Annotated in this window: 18 protein-coding genes and 1 tRNA gene; 12 read left to right on the plus strand and 7 right to left on the minus strand. The window is 66.0% G+C overall.

The features are described from left to right. Window positions 1-5 precede the first annotated feature (5 nt). From ACPYOD_RS10615 to ACPYOD_RS10625, 3 genes are all read right to left on the minus strand, one after another. Entirely contained in the window at window positions 6-1,394 is a 1,389-nt protein-coding gene (locus ACPYOD_RS10615; protein ID WP_481301711.1) for a PhoH family protein, read from the minus strand. An 82-nt stretch (window positions 1,395-1,476) separates the two neighbouring features. Further along, window positions 1,477-1,938, minus strand: coding sequence for a peroxiredoxin (locus ACPYOD_RS10620; protein WP_481301712.1), 462 nt, complete (start codon window positions 1,936-1,938; stop codon window positions 1,477-1,479). 25 nt (window positions 1,939-1,963) lie between these two features. Further along, complete coding sequence (locus tag ACPYOD_RS10625; protein WP_481301713.1) at window positions 1,964-2,539, minus strand: glycine cleavage system transcriptional repressor; 576 nt, start codon at window positions 2,537-2,539, stop codon at window positions 1,964-1,966. 163 nt (window positions 2,540-2,702) lie between these two features. On the opposite strand from ACPYOD_RS10625, the gene dapA reads away from it, so the two are divergent. Further along, window positions 2,703-3,596, plus strand: coding sequence for a 4-hydroxy-tetrahydrodipicolinate synthase (gene dapA / locus ACPYOD_RS10630; protein ID WP_481301714.1), 894 nt, complete (start codon window positions 2,703-2,705; stop codon window positions 3,594-3,596). A 22-nt stretch (window positions 3,597-3,618) separates the two neighbouring features. Next, entirely contained in the window at window positions 3,619-4,212 is a 594-nt protein-coding gene (locus ACPYOD_RS10635) for a hypothetical protein (protein WP_481301715.1), read from the plus strand. A gap of 152 nt (window positions 4,213-4,364) precedes the next feature. Here the strand turns inward: ACPYOD_RS10635 and fdxA are convergent, their stop codons facing one another. Then, window positions 4,365-4,688 carry a ferredoxin FdxA gene (gene fdxA, locus ACPYOD_RS10640; protein ID WP_481301716.1) on the minus strand — a complete coding sequence of 108 codons (324 nt, stop codon included), beginning with the start codon at window positions 4,686-4,688 and terminating at the stop codon, window positions 4,365-4,367. 27 nt (window positions 4,689-4,715) lie between these two features. After that, window positions 4,716-4,791 (minus strand) — tRNA-Glu (locus ACPYOD_RS10645). A 180-nt stretch (window positions 4,792-4,971) separates the two neighbouring features. On the opposite strand from ACPYOD_RS10645, the gene pcnB reads away from it, so the two are divergent. The 8 genes from pcnB to ACPYOD_RS10685 all read left to right on the plus strand — a co-directional run bounded on the left by pcnB (window position 4,972) and on the right by ACPYOD_RS10685 (window position 13,152). Beyond that, window positions 4,972-6,333, plus strand: coding sequence for a polynucleotide adenylyltransferase PcnB (pcnB, locus tag ACPYOD_RS10650; protein WP_481301717.1), 1,362 nt, complete (start codon window positions 4,972-4,974; stop codon window positions 6,331-6,333). Beyond that, entirely contained in the window at window positions 6,333-6,815 is a 483-nt protein-coding gene (folK, locus tag ACPYOD_RS10655) for a 2-amino-4-hydroxy-6-hydroxymethyldihydropteridine diphosphokinase (protein WP_481301745.1), read from the plus strand. Before pcnB ends, folK begins: the two co-directional genes overlap by 1 nt. 85 nt (window positions 6,816-6,900) lie before the next feature. Next, the gene (locus ACPYOD_RS10660; RefSeq protein ID WP_481301718.1) at window positions 6,901-7,965 is read left to right on the plus strand and encodes a GlcNAc-transferase family protein; all 1,065 of its coding nucleotides are present in this window, start codon (window positions 6,901-6,903) and stop codon (window positions 7,963-7,965) included. Between the two features lie 39 nt (window positions 7,966-8,004). Beyond that, a complete protein-coding gene (panB, locus tag ACPYOD_RS10665) occupies window positions 8,005-8,847 on the plus strand; it encodes a 3-methyl-2-oxobutanoate hydroxymethyltransferase (protein WP_481301719.1) in 843 nt (280 codons plus the stop codon). A gap of 10 nt (window positions 8,848-8,857) precedes the next feature. Next, the gene (gene panC, locus ACPYOD_RS10670) at window positions 8,858-9,703 is read left to right on the plus strand and encodes a pantoate--beta-alanine ligase (protein ID WP_481301720.1); all 846 of its coding nucleotides are present in this window, start codon (window positions 8,858-8,860) and stop codon (window positions 9,701-9,703) included. Between the two features lie 137 nt (window positions 9,704-9,840). After that, window positions 9,841-10,221: an aspartate 1-decarboxylase gene (gene panD / locus ACPYOD_RS10675; RefSeq protein WP_481301721.1), complete on the plus strand. Its 381-nt coding sequence runs from the start codon at window positions 9,841-9,843 to the stop codon at window positions 10,219-10,221. Window positions 10,222-10,313: 92 nt separating this feature from the next. Further along, window positions 10,314-11,948, plus strand: coding sequence for a glucose-6-phosphate isomerase (gene pgi / locus ACPYOD_RS10680; protein WP_481301722.1), 1,635 nt, complete (start codon window positions 10,314-10,316; stop codon window positions 11,946-11,948). A gap of 256 nt (window positions 11,949-12,204) precedes the next feature. Further along, window positions 12,205-13,152 (plus strand): hypothetical protein, encoded by a 948-nt coding sequence (locus ACPYOD_RS10685; protein WP_481301723.1) that lies wholly within the window; start codon window positions 12,205-12,207, stop codon window positions 13,150-13,152. A 10-nt stretch (window positions 13,153-13,162) separates the two neighbouring features. Here ACPYOD_RS10685 and parE read toward each other — a convergent pair whose 3' ends face one another. Together parE and ACPYOD_RS10695 are read right to left on the minus strand one after the other, a co-directional pair. Then, a complete protein-coding gene (parE, locus tag ACPYOD_RS10690; protein WP_481301724.1) occupies window positions 13,163-15,049 on the minus strand; it encodes a DNA topoisomerase IV subunit B in 1,887 nt (628 codons plus the stop codon). Between the two features lie 175 nt (window positions 15,050-15,224). Further along, on the minus strand, window positions 15,225-17,024 hold the full coding sequence (locus ACPYOD_RS10695; RefSeq protein ID WP_481301725.1) for a M24 family metallopeptidase: 1,800 nt from the start codon (window positions 17,022-17,024) through the stop codon (window positions 15,225-15,227). 204 nt (window positions 17,025-17,228) lie between these two features. On the opposite strand from ACPYOD_RS10695, the gene ACPYOD_RS10700 reads away from it, so the two are divergent. Together ACPYOD_RS10700 and kdsA are read left to right on the plus strand one after the other, a co-directional pair. Next, window positions 17,229-18,908, plus strand: coding sequence for a CTP synthase (locus tag ACPYOD_RS10700; protein ID WP_481301726.1), 1,680 nt, complete (start codon window positions 17,229-17,231; stop codon window positions 18,906-18,908). Next, window positions 18,905-19,735: a 3-deoxy-8-phosphooctulonate synthase gene (gene kdsA / locus ACPYOD_RS10705; protein WP_481301727.1), complete on the plus strand. Its 831-nt coding sequence runs from the start codon at window positions 18,905-18,907 to the stop codon at window positions 19,733-19,735. Before ACPYOD_RS10700 ends, kdsA begins: the two co-directional genes overlap by 4 nt. Window positions 19,736-19,780: the final 45 nt, after the last annotated feature.

Raw genomic sequence — 19,780 nt, forward strand, 5'->3', positions numbered from 1 at the left:
TATCGCTAGAGCGCTTCCGACGCGAAGTCAGCCAGCCTCGACCGTTCACCCCGCTTCAGCGTGATGTGCCCCGAGTGCGCCCACATCTTGAAGCGGTCCACGGCGTACGTGAGGCCGGAGGTGGTCTCGGTCAGGTATGGCGTGTCGATCTGCTCCACGTTGCCGAGGCAGACGATCTTCGTGCCGGGACCGGCGCGAGTGATCAATGTCTTCATCTGCTTCGGCGTGAGGTTCTGCGCTTCGTCGATGATGAGGTAGCGGCTGAGGAACGTACGGCCGCGCATGAAGTTCAGGGAGCGAATCTTCACCCGCGAGGCGAGCAGGTCGTTCGTGGCCTGGCGCCCCCACGATCCGCCTTCCTCCGGATTGGCCAGCACCTCGAGGTTGTCGGTCAGGGCGCCCATCCATGGCGTCATCTTCTCTTCCTCCGTGCCGGGGAGGAAGCCGATGTCCTCGCCCACCGAGACGGTGGCGCGCGTCATGATGATCTCGCGGTAACGCTGCTGGTCCATGACCTGCGCAAGGCCAGCGGCGAGGGCCAACAGCGTCTTGCCGGTGCCGGCGGTGCCGAGCAGGGTGACGAAATCCACATCTGGATCCATCAGCAGGTTGAGCGCGAAGTTCTGTTCCCGGTTGCGCGCCGCGATGCCCCAGACACCATGCGCGGCGTGGCTGTGATCGTCGAGCAGCACCAGCTTCGCCTTGCGTGCGTCCTCGTCGCCCGTGAGTTCGAGCACGCGCAATTCCACGTCGTTCTCGCCGGGCATGTAGAGGCACTGGTTGGGATACCAGAGCTCGTCGTCGCGAACGCTCACTTCGTAGAAGGTGCGGCCGCGCTCGTTCCAGGAGCGCAGTTCGGGGTGGAGGCTCCAGAAATCCTCGGGCAAGGCATCCGAGCCCGTGAACAACAGCGCGAAGTCATCGAGTGCGCGGTCGTTCTCGTAATCTTCCGCGGTGATTCCGTAGATGGACGCCTTGATGCGAAGGTTGATGTCCTTCGTGACGAGGATGACCGGACGGTCCGGGAACTGGTCGCGCAGGTCGATCACCGACGCCAGGATCTGGTTGTCGGCCTTGCCGTTGCCGTGCCCGGCGCGCTGCTGGAAGAACAGCCTGCCCACCGCGCCGCGTTTCAGGTTGACCCCATGCGGGTTGGTGAGTTCGAGCCCGTCGCGAATACCGTGGCCGTTGCCGCGCTCGATCAGTTCGTTGAGGAACCGGCTTACCTGGCGTCCATTGCGGGAAACTTCCGATCCGCCTTTCTTCTTCTCGTCCAGTTCCTCCAGCACCGTCATCGGTATGAAGACGTCGTGTTCCTCGAAGCGGAACAGGGCGGTCGGGTCGTGCAGAAGCACGTTGGTGTCGAGGGCGTAGATGCGCTTGCTTCCGGTCATGCGGAAGTGACCTCATGCGGAGGTTGCGGATGCCGGCCGCACGGCGACGGCCGGAGGGGAAAGCCGCGTGTCGCGGTATCCGTCACGCGGGTGGAACACTCTCGAGGACGGCCTGCGCATGGCCGGGGATCTTGATGCCGCGCCATTCCGCGGCCAGGCGGCCGCTGGGATCGATGAGGAAGGTGCTGCGAACCACGCCCATGTAGCGCTTGCCGTAGAGCACCTTCTCGTGGATGACGTCGAATGCCTTGCACCAGGTTTCGTCGGCATCGGAAACGAGCGGGAACGGAAGCTCGTACTTGGCAGCGAAATTCGCATGCGAACGCACCGAGTCCCGCGAGACGCCCACGACCTCCGCATTGCGGGCCTTGAAGGCGTCGTAGAGATCGCGGAAATCCTTCGCCTCGTTCGTGCAACCCGGCGTGTTGTCCTTGGGGTAGAAGAACACGACGACCCATCGGCCCTGGAGCGAACGCAGGGACAGCGTGGTGCCGTCGCCGAGGATGCCTTCGAGTTTGGGAAGCTTCTTGCCCTTGCCGGTCATGCGTACGTCTGTCGCTCCTCGTGGTTCAGAACTTTACCGGGTCCATGATGGCGTCGAGGTTCAAGCCATCGCACAGTTCGAGGAAATCGTCGCGCAACGCGGCGATGTGCGTTTCCGCGGGAATGCCGATGGTGATCTGCGCCTGGAACATCTCGGCGCCGGTCTGCATCGCCTGGTAACGCATGGATGAAAGCTGCTCCACGCTGATGTCGCGGCGGGAGAAGAATTCGATGATCTTCACCAGGATGCCGGGACGATCGGCGGCGATCACCTCGACGAGATAGGGGAGGAGGTGCGCGGTGGGCTCGCGCGGCGTGGTGCGGTAGTGGACGATCTGCAGTTCTTCGTCGCGTCCGAGCTTGCCCAGCGAGGTTTCGAGCTTGGCCACGGCATCCCAGGCACCGGCTGCCAGCAGCATGACGGAGGTGTCGTTGCCGATGGTGGAGACGCGGGCGTCGGCGAGGTTGCAACCGGAGTCCGCGATGCGCTTTGCGAGCGCCAGGATCGGCGCGCGATGCGCCGGCGACAGCGTCGAAATGAGGAGCTGGTTGTCGGAGGCGGCGTTGCGTGCTGCGGAACGATTCAAGGCGGGTTTACCCATGGCGCGTCCCGCGGGGCGCGGAACCAACGCTTTGGGGGCAGCTTACTTGCCCGTGTCGCACGCTAGCAAGACACACGTGCTCCCAGGCCGTCACGGCGCCGAATGGACGCGCCGGAACGGCCCCGGTAACATGCGAGAGGCTGATGACACAACGGGTTTCGCCTTGGATATCTCAGGAAGCATCACCGCGCTGGCGACGCCGTTCGCCGCCGACGGCTCACTCGATCTCGACGCCTTCGCGCGGCTGCTCGACCAGCAGCTGGCCGGCGGCACGCAGGGGGTGGTCGTGGCGGGCTCCACGGGCGAGTCGCACTTCCTGGAGCACGACGAGTTCGAGCGCCTGCTCGGTTTCGCAGTGGAGCGAGTGAACGGCCGCGTTCCCGTCATTGCCGGTACCGGCGAGGCGGGCACGGCGAAAACCATCGCCACCACCCGCCGCGCGAAGGCTCTCGGCGCCGACGCCGCGCTGGTGGTTGCGCCGTTCTACGTGCGGCCCACGCAGGAAGGGTTGCGCCGGCATTTCCTCGCCGTGGCCGACGAGGGTGGATTGCCCGTCATCCTCTACAACGTGCCCCCGCGCACCGGTTGCGACATCGCGCCCGAGACCGTGGCCGCGCTGCGCGACCATCCGGCCATCGTCGGCATCAAGGAGGCGCGGGGCGACGCCGAGCGCATCCGGGCCATCGCGGAACTTATCCGTGCCGATTTCGTCTACCTCAGCGGCGACGACGGCACGGCCCCAGAGGCCATGCTGGCGGGCGCCGCGGGGACTATCTCCGTCGTGGCCAACCTCGTGCCGGAAGCCTTCCGCACGCTTTGCGATGCCGCCCGTGCGGGTGACGCGGGGCGTACCCGGGACGCCGCGGCCCGGCTTGCCCCACTGGTGGATGCCCTCAATTGCGCGCCCAACCCCATCCCCGTCAAGGCCGGCCTGGCCGCGCTTGGGCTGGGTTTGGCGGCTCCACGCCTGCCTTTGGTAGAGCTCGAGCCCGGTCCGGCGCTGGCACGACTACGCGAAACCCTTGCGGCTCTGGCACCATTGGCGTCTGCCGCCTGAAGCACAACCCTACGGAACTCACATGAAGAAAACCTCGTACGCGCTGGTCGTCCCGGCACTGCTCCTCTCCGTCCTGGTCGTTTCCGGTTGCGGCGCGTTCCGCTCCAAGAAGGACTGGGAAAGGTCCAAGCAGGAAGCTCCGCTGGAGATCCCGCCGGGTCTCGACACGCCTTCGACGAGCGCCGCGCTGGTCATTCCCGACGTGGGTGCGGGCGCTTCGTCTGGCGGCGCGGCCAACCAGGGCGCGGCGCCCGTGTCGGACGGCTTCGTCCTGGCCGACGATGCCGACGCCGCGTATCGCCGTATCGGTGAACTCCTGAGCGTGGGCGATCTCGGTACGGTCACATCCCACGACGACGCCACGCACACCTACCAGATCGCCGTGAACCGCGGTAAGCCGGAAGGCCGCCCGGGCTTCTTCCGCCGCATGTTTGGCGCCGGCAAGAATGCCGACCAGGACGCCAAGGACGCCCCGGCATCCGCCTCGGGCGCCGCGCACGCCGTGCAGCTGGCCATCACGCCAAGTGGCAGTGGCAGCGAAGTTCGCGCCCAGGGCGATGCGGACGGCGTCCGCCGCGTCATCGATGCGTTGAAGTCGCGGATGGGCAGCAAGTAAGCACACGACGCCCTACGTAGCAAAACGCCGCCCTCGGGCGGCGTTTTTTGCCTGGTACTTACGCGGAACGTGTCGAATTCGCTTGTTGCCGACAGGGACATTCCGGAGTAACGCCAAGACCGCTCAAGTAGCGTTGCGAGCGGGTTGCGGACTCAGCGCTGGAGGAGGTCGATCTTGCCCGGCTTGCCTTCCCATTCTTTCGCATCGGGGAGGCCGTCCTTGCGCTCGGTGATGACGGGCCAGTCCTTCGACAGGTCCGCATTGAGCGCGACGAACGCCTCCTGCCCGGCCGGAACGTCGTCCTCGGGATAGATGGCGTTGATCGGGCATTCCGGCTCGCAGAGGGTGCAGTCGATGCACTCGTCCGGATTGATCACGAGGAAGTTCGGGCCTTCGTGGAAGGCGTCCACCGGGCAGACCTCGACGCAGTCCGTGTACTTGCACTTGATGCAGTTGTCGGTAACGACAAAGGTCATGCGAACGGTTCGGCGCCGGAAGGAAAGTGGCGCTCCCTACGAGGTTCGAACTCGTGTTCCCGCCTTGAGAGGGCGGTGTCCTGGACCACTAGACGAAGGGAGCGGGTCGTACATGGAGTACGAAGCGCGTTAGTATAGCGGAATTCGGCGGGTCGGCAACGGCTTTCACTGCGGCTCGTCGAACCGGGTCGAATTCGTTACATTTGGCCCATTCATCCCGACCGGCAGCCGGTGGGGGCAGCCACTTGAAGGGCGCTGGGGCGCTCGCCAGGACTTCGACCGCTTGAATCCCGATACCAGGAGTGACGTTTCGCCGGTGCTGCGCATCATACCGCGCGACCAGCACTCCATTTCCCGCAAGAACATCAGCAAGGCCGCGTTGCGCGTGCTGTATCGCCTGCACGACGCCGGCTTTGCCGCATACCTCGTCGGCGGCGCCGTGCGCGACCTGCTGCTGGGCGGGCACCCGAAGGATTTCGACGTCGCCACCGACGCCACGCCCGACGAGGTGAAGGGCCTGTTCCGCAACTGCCGGCTGATCGGCCGCCGGTTCCGCCTGGCCCACGTCGTGTTCGGCCCGGAGATCATCGAGGTCGCCACCTTCCGCGGCACCGGTGAGGAAGGCGGCGAAGGCGACCGCCACATCGTCGACGGGCGGATCGTCCGCGACAATATCTGGGGCACGATCGAGGAAGACGCGGTGCGTCGCGACTTCCGGGTGAACGCGCTCTATTACGACATCTCCGACTTCAGCGTGCGCGACTACGTGGGTGGCATGCGCGATCTCGAAGACCGCACCATGCGCCTGATCGGCGACCCCGAGTTGCGCTATCGCGAGGATCCGGTGCGCATGCTGCGCGCCGCGCGTCTCGCGGCGAAATTGGGGTTTACCATCGATCCGGCAGCCGCCGCACCGTTCGCGTCGCTCGGGCACCTCCTGGCCGACGCCGCGCCGGCTCGTCTGTTCGACGAGTCGCTCAAGCTGTTCCTGGCCGGCCACGGCCTGAAGAGCTTCAAGATGCTCGAGGCCTGTGGCCTCCTGAAATTCCTCTTCCCGGCCACCGCACGGGCCCTGGAGCGCGGCGACAACGCCTTGCGCGCCCTGGTCGAGCAGGGGCTCGCGAACACCGACGCCCGCATCGCCGAAGGCAAGTCGGTCACGCCGGCCTTCCTGTATGCGGTGCTCCTCTGGGGCGAGGTGCGCGATCAGGCCCATGGGTGGATCGCGCAGGGATACGACGACAACGAGGCATGGCAGCGCGCCGCCGTGCACGTGGTGGGTGAGCAGTGCCAGCGGGTCGCCATCCCGCGCAGGTTCACCTTCACCATGGAAGAAATCTGGGCGTTGCAGCCGCGCTTCGAGCAGATCCACCGCAAGCGCGTCTTCCGCCTGATGTCCCATCCGCGCTTCCGCGCCGCCTTCGACTTCCTGCTGCTGCGTGCGCACGAGTCGCCGCGCATGCGGGAACTCGGCGAATGGTGGGCGCATGCCCAGCAGCTTCCGCCGGAGATGCTGGCCGCCGCCCTGGGTGGCGGTGGCGTACCTGCCCACGAGCCGGCCGCGGCTTCGGGCGCGCCGGCGAGGAAGCGTCGCCGGCGGCGCAAGCCGGTGGGGCGTGGCAAGGGCGATTCGGGCGGCACGTGATCGCCCGCGCCTTCATCGGCCTGGGCGGCAACCTCGGCGATGCGCGACACACCCTGGAATCGGCCATCGCCCGGCTCGCGGATCATCCGGACCTCGCGTTGACCGGACGTTCGGGTTTCTACCGCACCCCGCCCTGGGGCGTCGTGGACCAGCCGGACTTCGTGAATGCCGCCATTGCCGTCGATACGGCACTGTCGCCCCATGCGCTGCTCGACCTGCTCCTGGCAACGGAGCGTGCATTCGGCCGCGTGCGGGACGGGGAACGCTGGGGACCGCGCACCCTGGATCTCGACCTCCTTCTCCACGGCGCGACGATCGTCCACGACGCGCGCCTGGATATCCCGCATCCGCGCATGGCCCAGCGTGCCTTCGTGCTGCTGCCGCTGGCGGACATCGATCCCGCGCTCATGATTCCCGGGCACGGCCCCGTGGCGAATTTGCTGGAAACGCTTGATACACAGGGCTGCGAACGTCTTTCCTGAGCGCGCCACTGCGGCGTAGCATGGTTCGGCGCCAGGACGGCGCCTGGTGGAATCCCGCATGGACGAGCAGGGGAATATGATTTTCATGCAGATTCCCTCCTATCGGGACCCCGAACTGCTGCCCACGCTTGTGGATCTCGTCGACAAGGCGCGGCATCCACACCGGTTGCACGTCTCGGTGTGCTGGCAGCACGATGAAGGTGAGCGTCCCAGCGACTTTGAGTCCGGCGGATTCACATTGAGCAGCCGCATCGCCTTCGGTCGCCTGCATCACGAGCTTTCGCGTCGCGGCGCCGCCGTGCGGTTTTTCGACTACGCCATGCACGAGTCGCGCGGCTGCGGATGGGCGAGGGCCAGCGCGCAGCAAGGCTTTTCGAACGAGCGCTACACGCTGCAGCTGGATTCGCACCATCGCTTCGCGCGCCATTGGGATGCCACCCTCGTGGCGATGCTCGAAGGCCTGCGTTCCCGCGCACACCCACGCCCCGTGCTCGTCGGACATCCACCCGCTTACGAACCGGGCGATTCGTTGCCCGAACACTGCGATTACGGCTATCAGATCGATTTCGTGGAGTTCGGCGGCCCCGGTGTCGTGCGCACCCGCTCCACGGTCATCGATTCCCCCGCGGGAAGGAGGGCGCCGGTTCCCGCGCGCTTCTTCAGCGGCGGATTCGCCTTCGCCGACGGCAGCTTCGTTCGCGACGTGCCCGCCGACCCCGACCATTACTTCAACACCGAGGAGATCACGCTCGCCGTGCGCGCGTACACGCATGGCTATGACCTCTTCCATCCGCACCGGCATGTGCTCTGGCATTACTACGGAAGAGAGGGCATGCCGAAGGTCTGGGACGACCAGGCCAGAGCCCTGGCGCGCGGCGAAACCGCGCTGAATGGCGCGCAGCTGGGCAGGCAGGCCATGCTCGCGGCGGAAGCGGCCTTCGGCATGCGTGACGCGCCGCAGCCGGGGCCGGTGCCCTGGCTCGGCCGGCACCGCAGTCTCGAGGATTACGAGCGCTACGCCGGCATCTGTTTCGCCCGGCGCGCGGCAACACCCGAGGTGTTCGCACGCATCGCACCGTCGGATGCGGATCAGGCCCTGTCGCGTGCGGAATGGGAGGCAAAACTCAGGCCGGCCATGGGTCTTCCTTGAGATACCGCGACTTTGGGCGGACAATTCCGGTTTCCACCCATGAGGCGACAGAGCGTGTACGTCGAAAATGCGAGTGCGCCGGCGCGCAAGCCGGTGACCGTGCCGGGCCTGAAGGCGATGAAAGCCGAGGGCCGGAAGATCGTGATGCTCACCGCCTACGACGCGAGTTTCGCCTCGCAACTGGAATCCGCCGGGATCGACGTGGCCCTGGTGGGCGATTCCCTGGGCATGGTGGTGCAGGGCCGGGCCAGCACGTTGCCGGTCACGATCGACGACATGGTCTACCACACGGCGGCCGTGTCCCGCGGGCTTTCTGCCACCCTGCTGGTGGCCGACCTTCCGTTCATGAGCGACCGCGACGTGGCCACGGCGATGGACGCCGCCGCGCGGCTGGTCGCCGAGGGCGGGGCGGCGATGGTGAAGATCGAGGGTGCCGGCCGCGTCTGCGAGCTGATTTCGGTCCTCGCCGAACGCAACATCCCGGTGTGCGCGCACCTTGGCCTCACGCCCCAGTCCGTGAACCGCCTGGGAGGCTACAAGGTGCAGGGGAAAACCGAAGAAGCTGCTACGCGCCTGCTGGCCGACGCCAAGGCCGTGGAAGCCGCCGGTGCCGATCTCCTGGTGCTCGAATGCGTGCCCGCGGCGCTTGCGGCACGCATCACGGCGGAGTTGTCCATTCCCACCATCGGCATCGGTGCGGGAGTGGATTGCGACGGCCAGGTGCTGGTGGTGTACGACCTGCTAGGCCTGACCCCGGGGAAGCGGCCCCGATTCTCCAAGGATTTCCTCGCTGGCCGTGGTTCCATCCAGGCCGCCATCGCCGCTTTTGCCGAGGACGTGCGGGAGAAGCGTTTTCCCGGACTCGAGCACAGCTTCACCTGAGGACACCAGCATGCAGACCGTTACCGATGCCGCAGCACTCCGCGCCGCGATTCGGGGCTGGCGCACCGCGGGCCAGACCGTCGGTTTCGTGCCGACCATGGGCAACCTCCACGCCGGCCATCACTCGCTGCTGAAACTGGCGCGTGCGCGTGCCGACCGGGTTATCGCCAGCGTCTTCGTCAATCCGACGCAGTTCGGTCCCGGGGAGGATTTCGAGCGGTATCCGCGCACCCTGGCCCAGGACCAGGCCGGGCTGGCGGAGGCGGGTTGCGACATCCTGTTCGCGCCGGACGTGGCCACGATATATCCGTTCGGCCCCGCCGCCAGCGTCAGCATCCATGTGCCGGTCATCACCGATACGCTCGAGGGCGCGCATCGCCCTGGCCATTTCGATGGCGTGGCCACCGTGGTGGCGAAGCTCTTCAGCCTCGTCCAGCCTGACCTCGCGGTGTTCGGGCAGAAGGATTTCCAGCAGCTCAAGGTCATCGAGCGCATGGTCCGCGACCTGTCCTTGCCGGTGAAGGTGATGTCCGCGCCGACCTTGCGGGACGCCGACGGCCTGGCGATGAGTTCGCGCAACCAGTACCTGTCGGCACAGGAACGGACCCGCGCCCCCTTGATCCACGCCACCCTCCTGCAGATGCGCGACCTCTTCCAGCAGGGGCATGCCCGGCAACCGCTGGAGGCCGCGGCCAGGGCGCGTCTGGAGCGCGCGGGCTTCGTCCCCGACTACGTGGCTATCCGGCGGGTGGACGACCTCGCCGAGCCCGGTGCGGACGAACGGGAAGGGCTGGTCGCCCTGGTGGCGGCCCGCCTGGGCAGTACCCGGCTCATCGACAACCTGCCGTTCGACTGAAGCCCTTCACAAACGGGGACTTGCGTTTCCGGGCCGGGTCCCCCATAAAGCGCACCGACAGAGGAAGCCCACGCGACGGACGGGCAACCCTCCGTTAGAATGGGCGTTTTGCAGCAACCCCATCCCCAGAGACCGCCATGCACCTCAACATGCTCAAGTGCAAGATCCACCGGGCCACGGTGACTCACGCAGAGCTGAACTACGAAGGTTCGATCGCCATCGACGGCATTCTTCTCGACGCCGCGGGCATCCGCGACTACGAGCAGATCCATGCCTGGAACATCAGCAACGGCGAACGCTTCGTGACGTACGCGCTTCGTGCGGAAGAGGGCTCGGGCATCATCTCGGTGAACGGCAGCGCGGCGCGCCGTGTATCCGTCGGCGACCTCGTGATCATCGCTGCCTTCGCGGGACTCTCGGAAGCGGAGCTGGCCAAGTACCAGCCCGATCTCGTGTACGTTGACGAAAACAACATCATCACCCACACGAACCATTCGATTCCGAAGCAGGCGGCCTGAGCCGCCTGCCGCTCGCGCGGCATCCATACAATCCACTTACGCTGCACTGCGGTAAGATTCCCGCTTCCCTCCGTTGCAGCCAAGTGGAAGCCATGGAATCAAAGCACGCCCCGTTGCCCTCGTTCGAGGAACACGCCTCCCGCCTTACCGGCACCCATCTCCGTGACCTCGTGCAGGACGACGCCCGTGGCGAACGTCTGCGCAAGCGCATGGGCCCCATCCTTCTCGACATCTCGCGGCAGAAGCTCGACATAGCCGCGCTCGATGCCGTGGGTGCCTATATCGAAGGCACGGGATGGAAGGCCGCACGCGATGCGATGTTCGAGGGCAAGCACATCAACACCTCCGAAGATCGCGCCGTGCTGCACACCGCGCTGCGCGGTGGCGCGTCGCGACATCCGGCGGCACCGGCGGAGGTTCGCAAGGACGTCGCCGACGCGCTCGACAAGATGGAGATCCTCGTCAACGCCGTGCACAAGGGCGAAGGCGCGTCGGTCGGACTGATCAGCGGCGTCACCGATGTGGTGAACATCGGCATCGGCGGGTCGGACCTTGGCCCGCGCCTCGCCGTCCATGCGCTGGAACAGTTCCACGTAAAGGGCATCACCAGCCACTTCCTCACGAACGTCGACGGCCAGGCCGCGACCGACCTGATGAAGAAGCTCGATCCGGCGCACACGCTGGTCATCCTCGTATCCAAGAGCTTCAACACGCAGGAAACCCTGCTCAACGGCGGCGTTTTCCGTAACTGGATCCTCAAGGCCAACGACGGCGACGAAAAGAAGACCTCGAAGCATTTCATCGCCGTGAGTTCCAATGTGGAGGCGGTGCAGAAGTGGGGCGCATCGCAGGTGCTCCCCATGTGGGACTACGTCGGCGGCCGCTTCTCGCTGTGGTCGGCCGTGGGCGCCTCGATCGCATTTTCCATCGGCATGCAGGGCTTCCGCGACCTTCTCGCCGGCGCCGCCGAGGCCGACGACCATTTCCGTACCGCGGAGTGGAAGGACAACCTTCCGGTTCTCCTCACCATCGCGGAAATCTGGAACCGCAACATCCTGGGCCGCAGCAGCCGCGCGGTCGTACCGTATGTCGATTCGCTGGCCGACCTTCCTTCCTACCTCCAGCAGCTGGAGATGGAAAGCCTGGGCAAGCACGTGCATCCGGACGACGGCAGCGAAGTGCGGCAGCCCACGGTTCCCGTGGTCTGGGGAAGCATCGGCACCAACGCACAGCACGCGTACTTCCAGGCGCTGCACCAGGGTACGGACACCGTGCCGCTGGAATTCATCGGCCTGGTGAAGCCGGCGCACCCGCTCCGCGAGAACCACGACGTGCTGCTGTCCAACTTGCTGGCGCAGGCCGCGGCGCTTTCGCTTGGCAAGACCTTCGAAGAGGCGCTTGCCGAGGCGAAGACGGGTACCGAAGCGGAGCGCCGCGCGCTCGCGGCGCAGCGCACCTTCAAGGGCGACCGTCCGAGCACGGTGTTCATGCTCGACTCGCTCACGCCGCATTCGCTGGGTGCGCTGATCGCGCTGTACGAACACAAGGTGTTCGTGCTCGGCCATCTGTGGGGCATCAATGCCTTCGACCAGTGGGGCGTGGAGTTGGGCAAGGTCATCGCGAAGCAGATCTACCCGTCATTCGCCAATGACAAGGACCCGGGCGACCTCACTCAGTTCGACGGCGCCACGCGCGCCTTGATAAGCGCCATTCGAGCGCGCCGTTGATCTGGAAAAACACTTAGGCGCTGAAACGGCCGCAAGCAAGAATGCCCTCGGAGACCCCGAGGGCATTTCTTTTATGTGCCATAGCGCCTGCGGACGAAGAATCATTCGAATCCACATAGTGTCTGCTTCGGTCCGGCCGGAAAAGCAGCTGCGAGGCTTACATCGTTCGACACATGGCGATCGGTGCGCGGCCGGCGCAAAGTGATGCGCGAAGGGCTTCCAGGGACGGGAGCTCGATGCCAGGGAAGGTATCCACATGGCCACTCCGCACAGATGGCTCGTCGCTGCATCGCTGGCGATGGCGGCGCTCGTTGTTCCGCTTTACGCAACGGCTTTTGCCGGATACCCAAGCAAGGATTTTTCCGGGGCTGCAGTTCAGAATCGATTGCAGCAGCGCTTCGACGAAAAGATCTACGACTGCGGAAAGGACGATGCAGGCCATCCGCATCCGGCATTCCTGTGTTCCGGCATCCTCATGCGAGCCACAGAGTATTCGAAGGCCTATCGCTCCTGGATTCCGAATCCCGCGACGGCGGGTTGGGGCGTCTCCTTTTCATGGCTGCGACAGGACTCGAACTTTCCCGAAAACTTCCCGACCGGCCATGGGTTCATCGTGTATCCGTGGTTCGGCACACCCAAGAAGGGATACGAGCACCTGATGGTGCGCTGTATTTACCCGCAAGATGCTTGGACAGGGGCACCCGACAGGTGCAACTCCAAAGGAGGCAAGCCCATCTGCCAGAGCCAGGGCGTCTATTCGGACACGGCATGGTTCGAACGGAAATACACGGCCGATCAGAACCAGTGTGCGTTCGGTGTAGAGGACAACCGATATACCAACACGGCCGAAGCCTTCATGCAGGCCGTGGACGTTCGTCGCAAAAGGCAGTTGTTCGTGCGCAACGAAGTGATCGTGGCGGCATGGCCCCAGGACGTTGGTGCGCGCATGCCGATCGAGGCCTTCTTCTATAGGAACAATTGCTTTGTGACCGACAAGGACTGTGGATGGTCGGCGACCAGCCTGAAGTTGAGCGCGAAAGAGGCGATTCCGGCGCGCATCCGCGATGCGCAGAACGACCAGAAGGATTTCCTGGCGGCAACGGGCCGCTGGGTACCGGTCATTCGCTGGATACCGGCAAGCGCCATCGGCGCACGGGCATACTTCAACTACAAGGCGGAAGATCAGGCGGTCAGGGAGCCATGATTCGCGACGCTCACACCTCGAGCGTCGCCAGGTCGCCCTTTTCCTCGAGCCACTGCTTCCGGTCCCCGGCGCGCTTCTTCGCCAGCAGCATGTCCATCAGCTTCAGCGTGCCGTCGTCGGTGTCGACGGTAAGCTGCACCAGGCGGCGCGTGTCCGGGTGGATGGTGGATTCGCGCAGCTGGGCCGGGTTCATTTCACCCAGGCCCTTGAAGCGGGTGACGCTGACGGCGCCCTTCATTTTCTCGCGTTCCACTTTCTCGAGCATCAGGCGCTTTTCTTCCTCGTCGAGGCAGTAGAACACCTGCTTGCCCACGTCCACGCGGAACAGCGGAGGCATGGCCACGAACACGTGGCCCTCGCGTACCAGCGCGGGGAAGTGGCGCAGGAACAGCGCGGAGAGCAGGGTGGCGATGTGCAGGCCGTCGGAGTCGGCGTCGGCGAGGATCACCACCTTGCCGTAGCGCAGGCCGGAGAGATCGTCCTTGCCAGGGTCGCAACCGATGGCCACGGCCAGGTCGTGCACTTCCTGCGAGGCGAGCACGGCGCCGGATTCGACTTCCCAGGTGTTGAGGATCTTGCCGCGCAGCGGAAGGATCGCCTGGAAATCCTTGTCGCGTGCCTGCTTGGCCGAGCCGCCCGCCGAATCGCCTTCCACGAGGAAGAGTTCGGTGCGGGCGAGGTCGGTGGCGGCGCAGTCGGCGAGCTTGCCGGGCAGGGCGGGTCCCTGGGTGATCTTCTTGCGCACCACCTGCTTTGCCGCCTTGAGGCGCGCGCTGGCGCGCTCGATGGCGAGCTGGGCGATCTTCTCGCCGAGATCGACGTGCTGGTTCAACCAGAGGCTGAAGGCATCGTGCACCACGCCTTCGACCACGCCGGCCGCGTTGCGCGACGACAGGCGCTCCTTGGTCTGGCCGGCGAACTGCGCGTCCTGCAGCTTGATGCTGAGCACGAAGGCGAGGCGTTCCCAGACGTCTTCCGGCGCGAGCTTCACGCCGCGCGGCAGCAGGTTGCGCAGGTCGCAGAACTCGCGGATGGCATTGGTGAGGCCGGAGCGCAGGCCGTTCACGTGCGTGCCGCCCTGCGCGGTCGGAATGAGGTTGACGTAGCTTTCCTGCACCAGCTCGCCTTCCGGCAGCCAGGCGAGGGCGACGTCGAGCGTGTCGGTGTCGCGTGCGAAGTGCTTCACGAACAGATCCGACGGCAGGGCTTCGGCGCCCTGCAGTTCGTCGCGCAGGTAATCCGACAGGCCGTCCTCGTAGTACCACTCGCTGGTTTCGCCGCCTTCCTCGACCAGGCGCACGGTGAGCCCGGCACAAAGCACGGCCTTCGCGCGGAGCAGGTGCTTCAGTTTCGAGACGAGGATCTTCGGCGTGTCGAAATACTTGGGGTCGGGCCAGAACCGGAGCGTGGTGCCGGTTTTCTTCTTCGGTACGGTGCCGATCACTTCGAGATCGCTGGCGCGGTCGCCGTTGGCGAAGGCCATGCGGTATTCGTGGCCGTCACGGCGGATGGTGACGTCCACGCGCGTGGACAGCGCGTTGACCACCGAGACGCCGACGCCGTGCAGGCCGCCGGAGAACGCGTAGTTCTTGTTCGAGAACTTGCCGCCCGCGTGCAAGCGGGTGAGGATCAGTTCCACGCCCGGCACCTTCTCTTCCGGGTGGATGTCGACCGGCATGCCGCGGCCGTCGTCGGTGACTTCCACCGAGCCGTCGTTGAAGACCGTGACCTCGATCGTCTTCGCATGGCCCGCCAGGGCCTCGTCGACGGAGTTGTCGATGACTTCCTGCGCCAGGTGGTTCGGGCGCGACGTGTCCGTGTACATGCCCGGCCGGCGCTTGACCGGGTCCAGGCCACTGAGGACTTCGATGTCTGAGGCGTTGTAGCGAGTGTTCATCGGGTGTGGTGCTCGTTCGTAGCCGGGCAGGATGGGGCGAGGGCACCGGGCGGTCAAGCCTGCGGGACAGACGTATCAGGAACCGAGACCGGTAAATGACCTGTGGGAGCCGCTTCAGCGGCGATCCCGCGGCAGCGGGCAAGTTTTATCGCCGCTGAAGCGGCTCCCACAACGATCACAAGGGGGCGCAGTGCCATTCGAGCCACGCTCGATCCGCGCCGTCCAGCAGCGGCGACAGCGCCGCGCGCACGGTTGCGTGGTAATCGTCCAGCCAGGCCCGCTCGGACGGTTCCAGGAGGCGGGGCTCCAGGCCGCGCCGGTCGAATGGGCAGAGCGTCAGCGTTTCGAACGCGAAGAATTCACCGAACTCGGTGCTGTCGGCCTGGGTGACCACGGCCAGGTTTTCGTGACGGATACCGTAACGTCCCGGCTTGTAAAGGCCCGGCTCGATCGACGTGATCATGCCGGTTTCCAGTGGCACGAGCGCGCCGCCGGTCACCGGAGGGCGGATGCCGTGCGGGCCTTCATGCACGTTGAGGAAATACCCGACGCCATGGCCGGTGCCGTGACCGAAGTCCATGCCGGCGGCCCAGAGCGGGGCGCGGGCCAACGCGTCCAGTTGCGGGCCGCTCGCGCCCTTGGGGAAGCGGGCGCGGGACAGCGCGATCATGCCCTTGAGCACCAGGGTGGAGTCGCGACGCTGCTCGTCGGTGACCGGGCCGAGCGCGAGCATTCGCGTGATGTCGGTCGTGCCGCCGAGATATTGCCCGCCGGAATCGACCAGAAGCAGGCCTTTCGCGGCAAGCGGGCTGAAACCCGCCTCGGTGGCCCGGTAGTGCGGCAGGGCGCCGTTGGCTTCGTAGCCGGCGATGGTGGAGAAGCTCTCGCCCACGAAACCGGCCTGGACCGCCCGCGCGTCGCGCACGATGGTGTCCACGTCCAGTTCGGTGAGCGGCCCCCCTGCGGCAAGGCCGGTCTCGATGCGCCGGAAGGCCCGAACGAGCGCCGCGCCGTCGCGGCGCATCACGTCGCGGATATGGTCCAGTTCTTCCGGCGTCTTGCGGGCCTTGTGGCCCGTGGACGGATTCGGCACGCGGACTTGCTTCACCGACGCCGGCAGGCCCTCGAGCAAGGCCACGACGACGCGCCCAGCGTCGAGCATCAGCACCGCGTCGTCGGGCAGGGCGGCGATGGCCGAACCCGCCGTGGCGTAGTCCGCGAGCGAGATGCCATCGGCGGCAAGCGCCGCTTTCACCTCGGGAGGAACCTTGGCGCCGTCGACGAAAAGCGTGGCCGCGGATTCGCCGATGAGGAGGTGCGCGAGGAATACCGGGTTGTAGTCGACGTCCGCACCGCGCAGGTTCGTCAGCCAGGCGACGTCGTCCAGGCTCGACAGCAGGTGGTGGGTGGCGCCAGCCTTGCGCATGGCCGCGCGCACGTGGCGCAGCTTGTCTGCCCTTGGGACGGCGGCGAAGGGCGCCGCATGGGCGAATACCGGCTTCGACGGCCGGGAGGGGCGGTCGCTCCAGGCGGCGGCGGGAAGGTCGAGATCGGTGCGGAGCGTCGCGCCGGCTTCTTCCAGCCGCCGGGCGAGGCTTTCCGCCGCCGCCACCGCGATGCTGTCGGCGGCGACGGCCACGACGTCGCCGTCGCTCAGTTGTGCGGCAAGCCAGGCCACATGCTCGGGCGTGTGCGCCACGTTCAGCTTCATGAGGGGCAGGCCGCTGCCGGCCAGTTCGGCCTCCGCCTGGGCGAAGTAACGCGAATCGGTCCACAGCCCGCCGCCGACAGCGGTGACGACCAGCGTACCGGCCGAACCCGTGAACCCGGAGAACCACTGCCGGGCCTGCCAGCGCTCGGGGAGGTACTCGGACAGGTGGGGATCGGCCGAAGGCACGATGACGGCGGCGACGCCTTCGCGGGCCATGGCGGCGCGAAGGGCCTGGAGACGGGCGGGGACTTGGGAGGGGCTCATCCTTCCATGGTATCGAAAAGGCCAAGGAGGCCGTTGTGGGAAGCGCGCTGGCGCGCGAAGGAGGCTTGCCGGGACACCCGTTCGCGCGCCAGCGCGCTTCCCACAGGGGACCAGGTGGCCCTCACTTGGGCTTTTCGTTCAGGTGACACTCGCGAGCGGGGCTTCGCTTAGGTAAAATACAAATTTCCAGCACTGGCTGCTCGCATGACTCCCCTGATTTTCGTCACCGGCGGTGTGGTGTCTTCCCTTGGGAAAGGCATCGCAGCGGCGTCGCTTGCCTCCATCCTCGAGGCGCGTGGTCTTTCCGTGACCATGATGAAGCTCGATCCATACATCAACGTGGATCCGGGCACCATGAGTCCCTTCCAGCACGGCGAGGTGTACGTCACCGACGACGGTGCCGAAACCGACCTGGACCTGGGCCACTACGAACGCTTCGTGCGCACGCGCCTGACCGGCAAGAATTCGATCACCGCCGGCAAGATCTACGAATCCGTGATCCGCAAGGAGCGCCGCGGCGACTACCTCGGCGCCACGGTGCAGGTGATCCCGCACATCACCGACGAGATCAAGCACTCCATCCACGAGGCTACCCGCGGCTTCGACGTGGCCCTGGTGGAGATCGGCGGCACTGTCGGCGACATCGAATCGCTGCCCTTCCTCGAGGCCATCCGCCAGCTGCGCATCGAGCACGGTCCGGAGAAGTGCATGTTCGTGCACCTCACCCTGGTGCCGTACATCAAGGCCGCCGGCGAAATCAAAACCAAGCCTACGCAGCACTCCGTGAAGGAACTGCGCTCCATCGGTATCCAGCCCGACGTGCTGCTGTGCCGTTGCGAAGAGCCGCTACCCGATGGCGAGCGCCACAAGATCGCCCTGTTCACGAACGTGCCCAAGAACGCCGTCATCAGCACGATCGACGTGGACGTCATCTACAAGCTGCCCATGTGGCTGCACGAGCAGGGCCTGGACGACCTGGTCATCCGCCGCCTCGGTCTCGATGCCGGTCCGGCCGACCTCTCCAGCTGGGTGCGCACGGTCGAAGCCGTGGAGCATCCGCGCGACGAAGTCACCGTGGCCATCGTCGGCAAGTACGTGGAGCACAAGGACGCCTACAAGTCCCTGGGCGAGGCCTTGCGTCATGGCGGCATCAAGCAGTCCACCCGCGTGAACCTGCGCTGGGTCGACTCCGAAGACGTCGAGGCCCGCGGCCCTCGCGCGGTGCTCGGCGACGCCGACGCCATCCTGGTGCCCGGCGGCTTCGGCAAGCGCGGCTTCGAGGGCAAGATCCTCGCGGCCCAGTTCGCGCGCGAAACCGGCGTGCCGTACTTCGGCATCTGCTACGGCATGCACGCCGCGGTGGTGGAGTTCGCCCGCAACATCGCCGGTCTTCCGCAGGCCGATTCCAGCGAGAACGACCGCAACACGCCCGATCCCGTCATTGCCCTCATCACCGAGTGGACCACCGCCGCGGGCGAGACCGAAGTGCGCAGCGAACGCTCCGACCTCGGCGGCACCATGCGCCTGGGCGCGCAGGAATGCCGCCTGAAGGCCGGCACGCTGGCGCGTGAGCTCTACGGCGAAGACGTCGTCCGCGAGCGCCACCGCCATCGCTACGAATTCAACAACCGTTACCGGCAGTCCTTCGAAGACCTCGGCCTCGTCATTTCCGGCAAGTCGATGGACGACCTGCTCGTGGAAATCGTCGAACTGCCGCGGCAGGTGCACCCATGGTTCCTGGGCTGCCAGGCGCATCCGGAGTTCACCTCCACCCCGCGCGAAGGCCATCCGTTGTTCATCGGTTTCGTGCGCGCCGCGCGCGAATACAAGGCCGTTCGCGAAGGCGAGCGCCTCGCCGTCCGCTCCGAGGAGTCCGCTGCATGAAGCTTTGTGGTTTCGAGGCCGGTCTCGACCAGCCCCTGTTCGTGATCGCCGGCCCGTGCGTCATCGAGTCCATGCAGTTGCAGCTCGATGTCGCCGGCAAGCTCAAGGAAATCACGTCCCGGCTGGGCATCAATTTCATTTTCAAGTCCAGCTTCGACAAGGCCAACCGTTCGTCGGGCTCCAGCTTCCGCGGTCCCGGCATGGAAGAAGGCCTGAAGGTGCTCGACGCGGTGAAGAAACAGATCGGCGTGCCGGTCCTCACCGACGTGCACGAATACACGCCGATGAACGAGGTCGCCGCGGTCGTCGACGTCCTGCAGACGCCGGCCTTCCTCGCCCGGCAGACCGACTTCATCCAGAACGTGGCGCGCGCCGGCAAGCCGGTGAACATCAAGAAGGGCCAGTTCCTCGCCCCGTGGGACATGAAGAACGTGGTGCAGAAGGCGTTCGACGTGGGTAACCACGACATCATGGTCTGCGAGCGCGGCGCGAGTTTCGGCTACAACAACCTCGTGTCCGACATGCGCTCGCTGGCGGTCATGCGCGAAACCGGTTGCCCGGTGGTGTTCGACGCCACGCACTCCGTGCAGCTGCCCGGCGGGCAGGGCACGAGCTCGGGCGGCCAGCGCGAATTCGTGCCCGTGCTTGCGCGCGCGGCGGTGGCGGTGGGCATCGCGGGGCTTTTCGCCGAGACGCATCCCGACCCGGCCAAGGCCCTGAGCGACGGTCCCAATGCATGGCCGCTCGACCAGATGGAAGAGCTGCTCGAGACCCTGATGGAACTCGACCAGGCCGTGAAGCGCCGGGGTTTCGCGAAACACGCCTGAGCCGTCCTTGGTGACGGTATGATTGACGGGATGCCGGCGCCCCGC

The sequence above is a fragment of the Luteibacter sp. HAY1-4A genome (assembly GCF_056755355.1).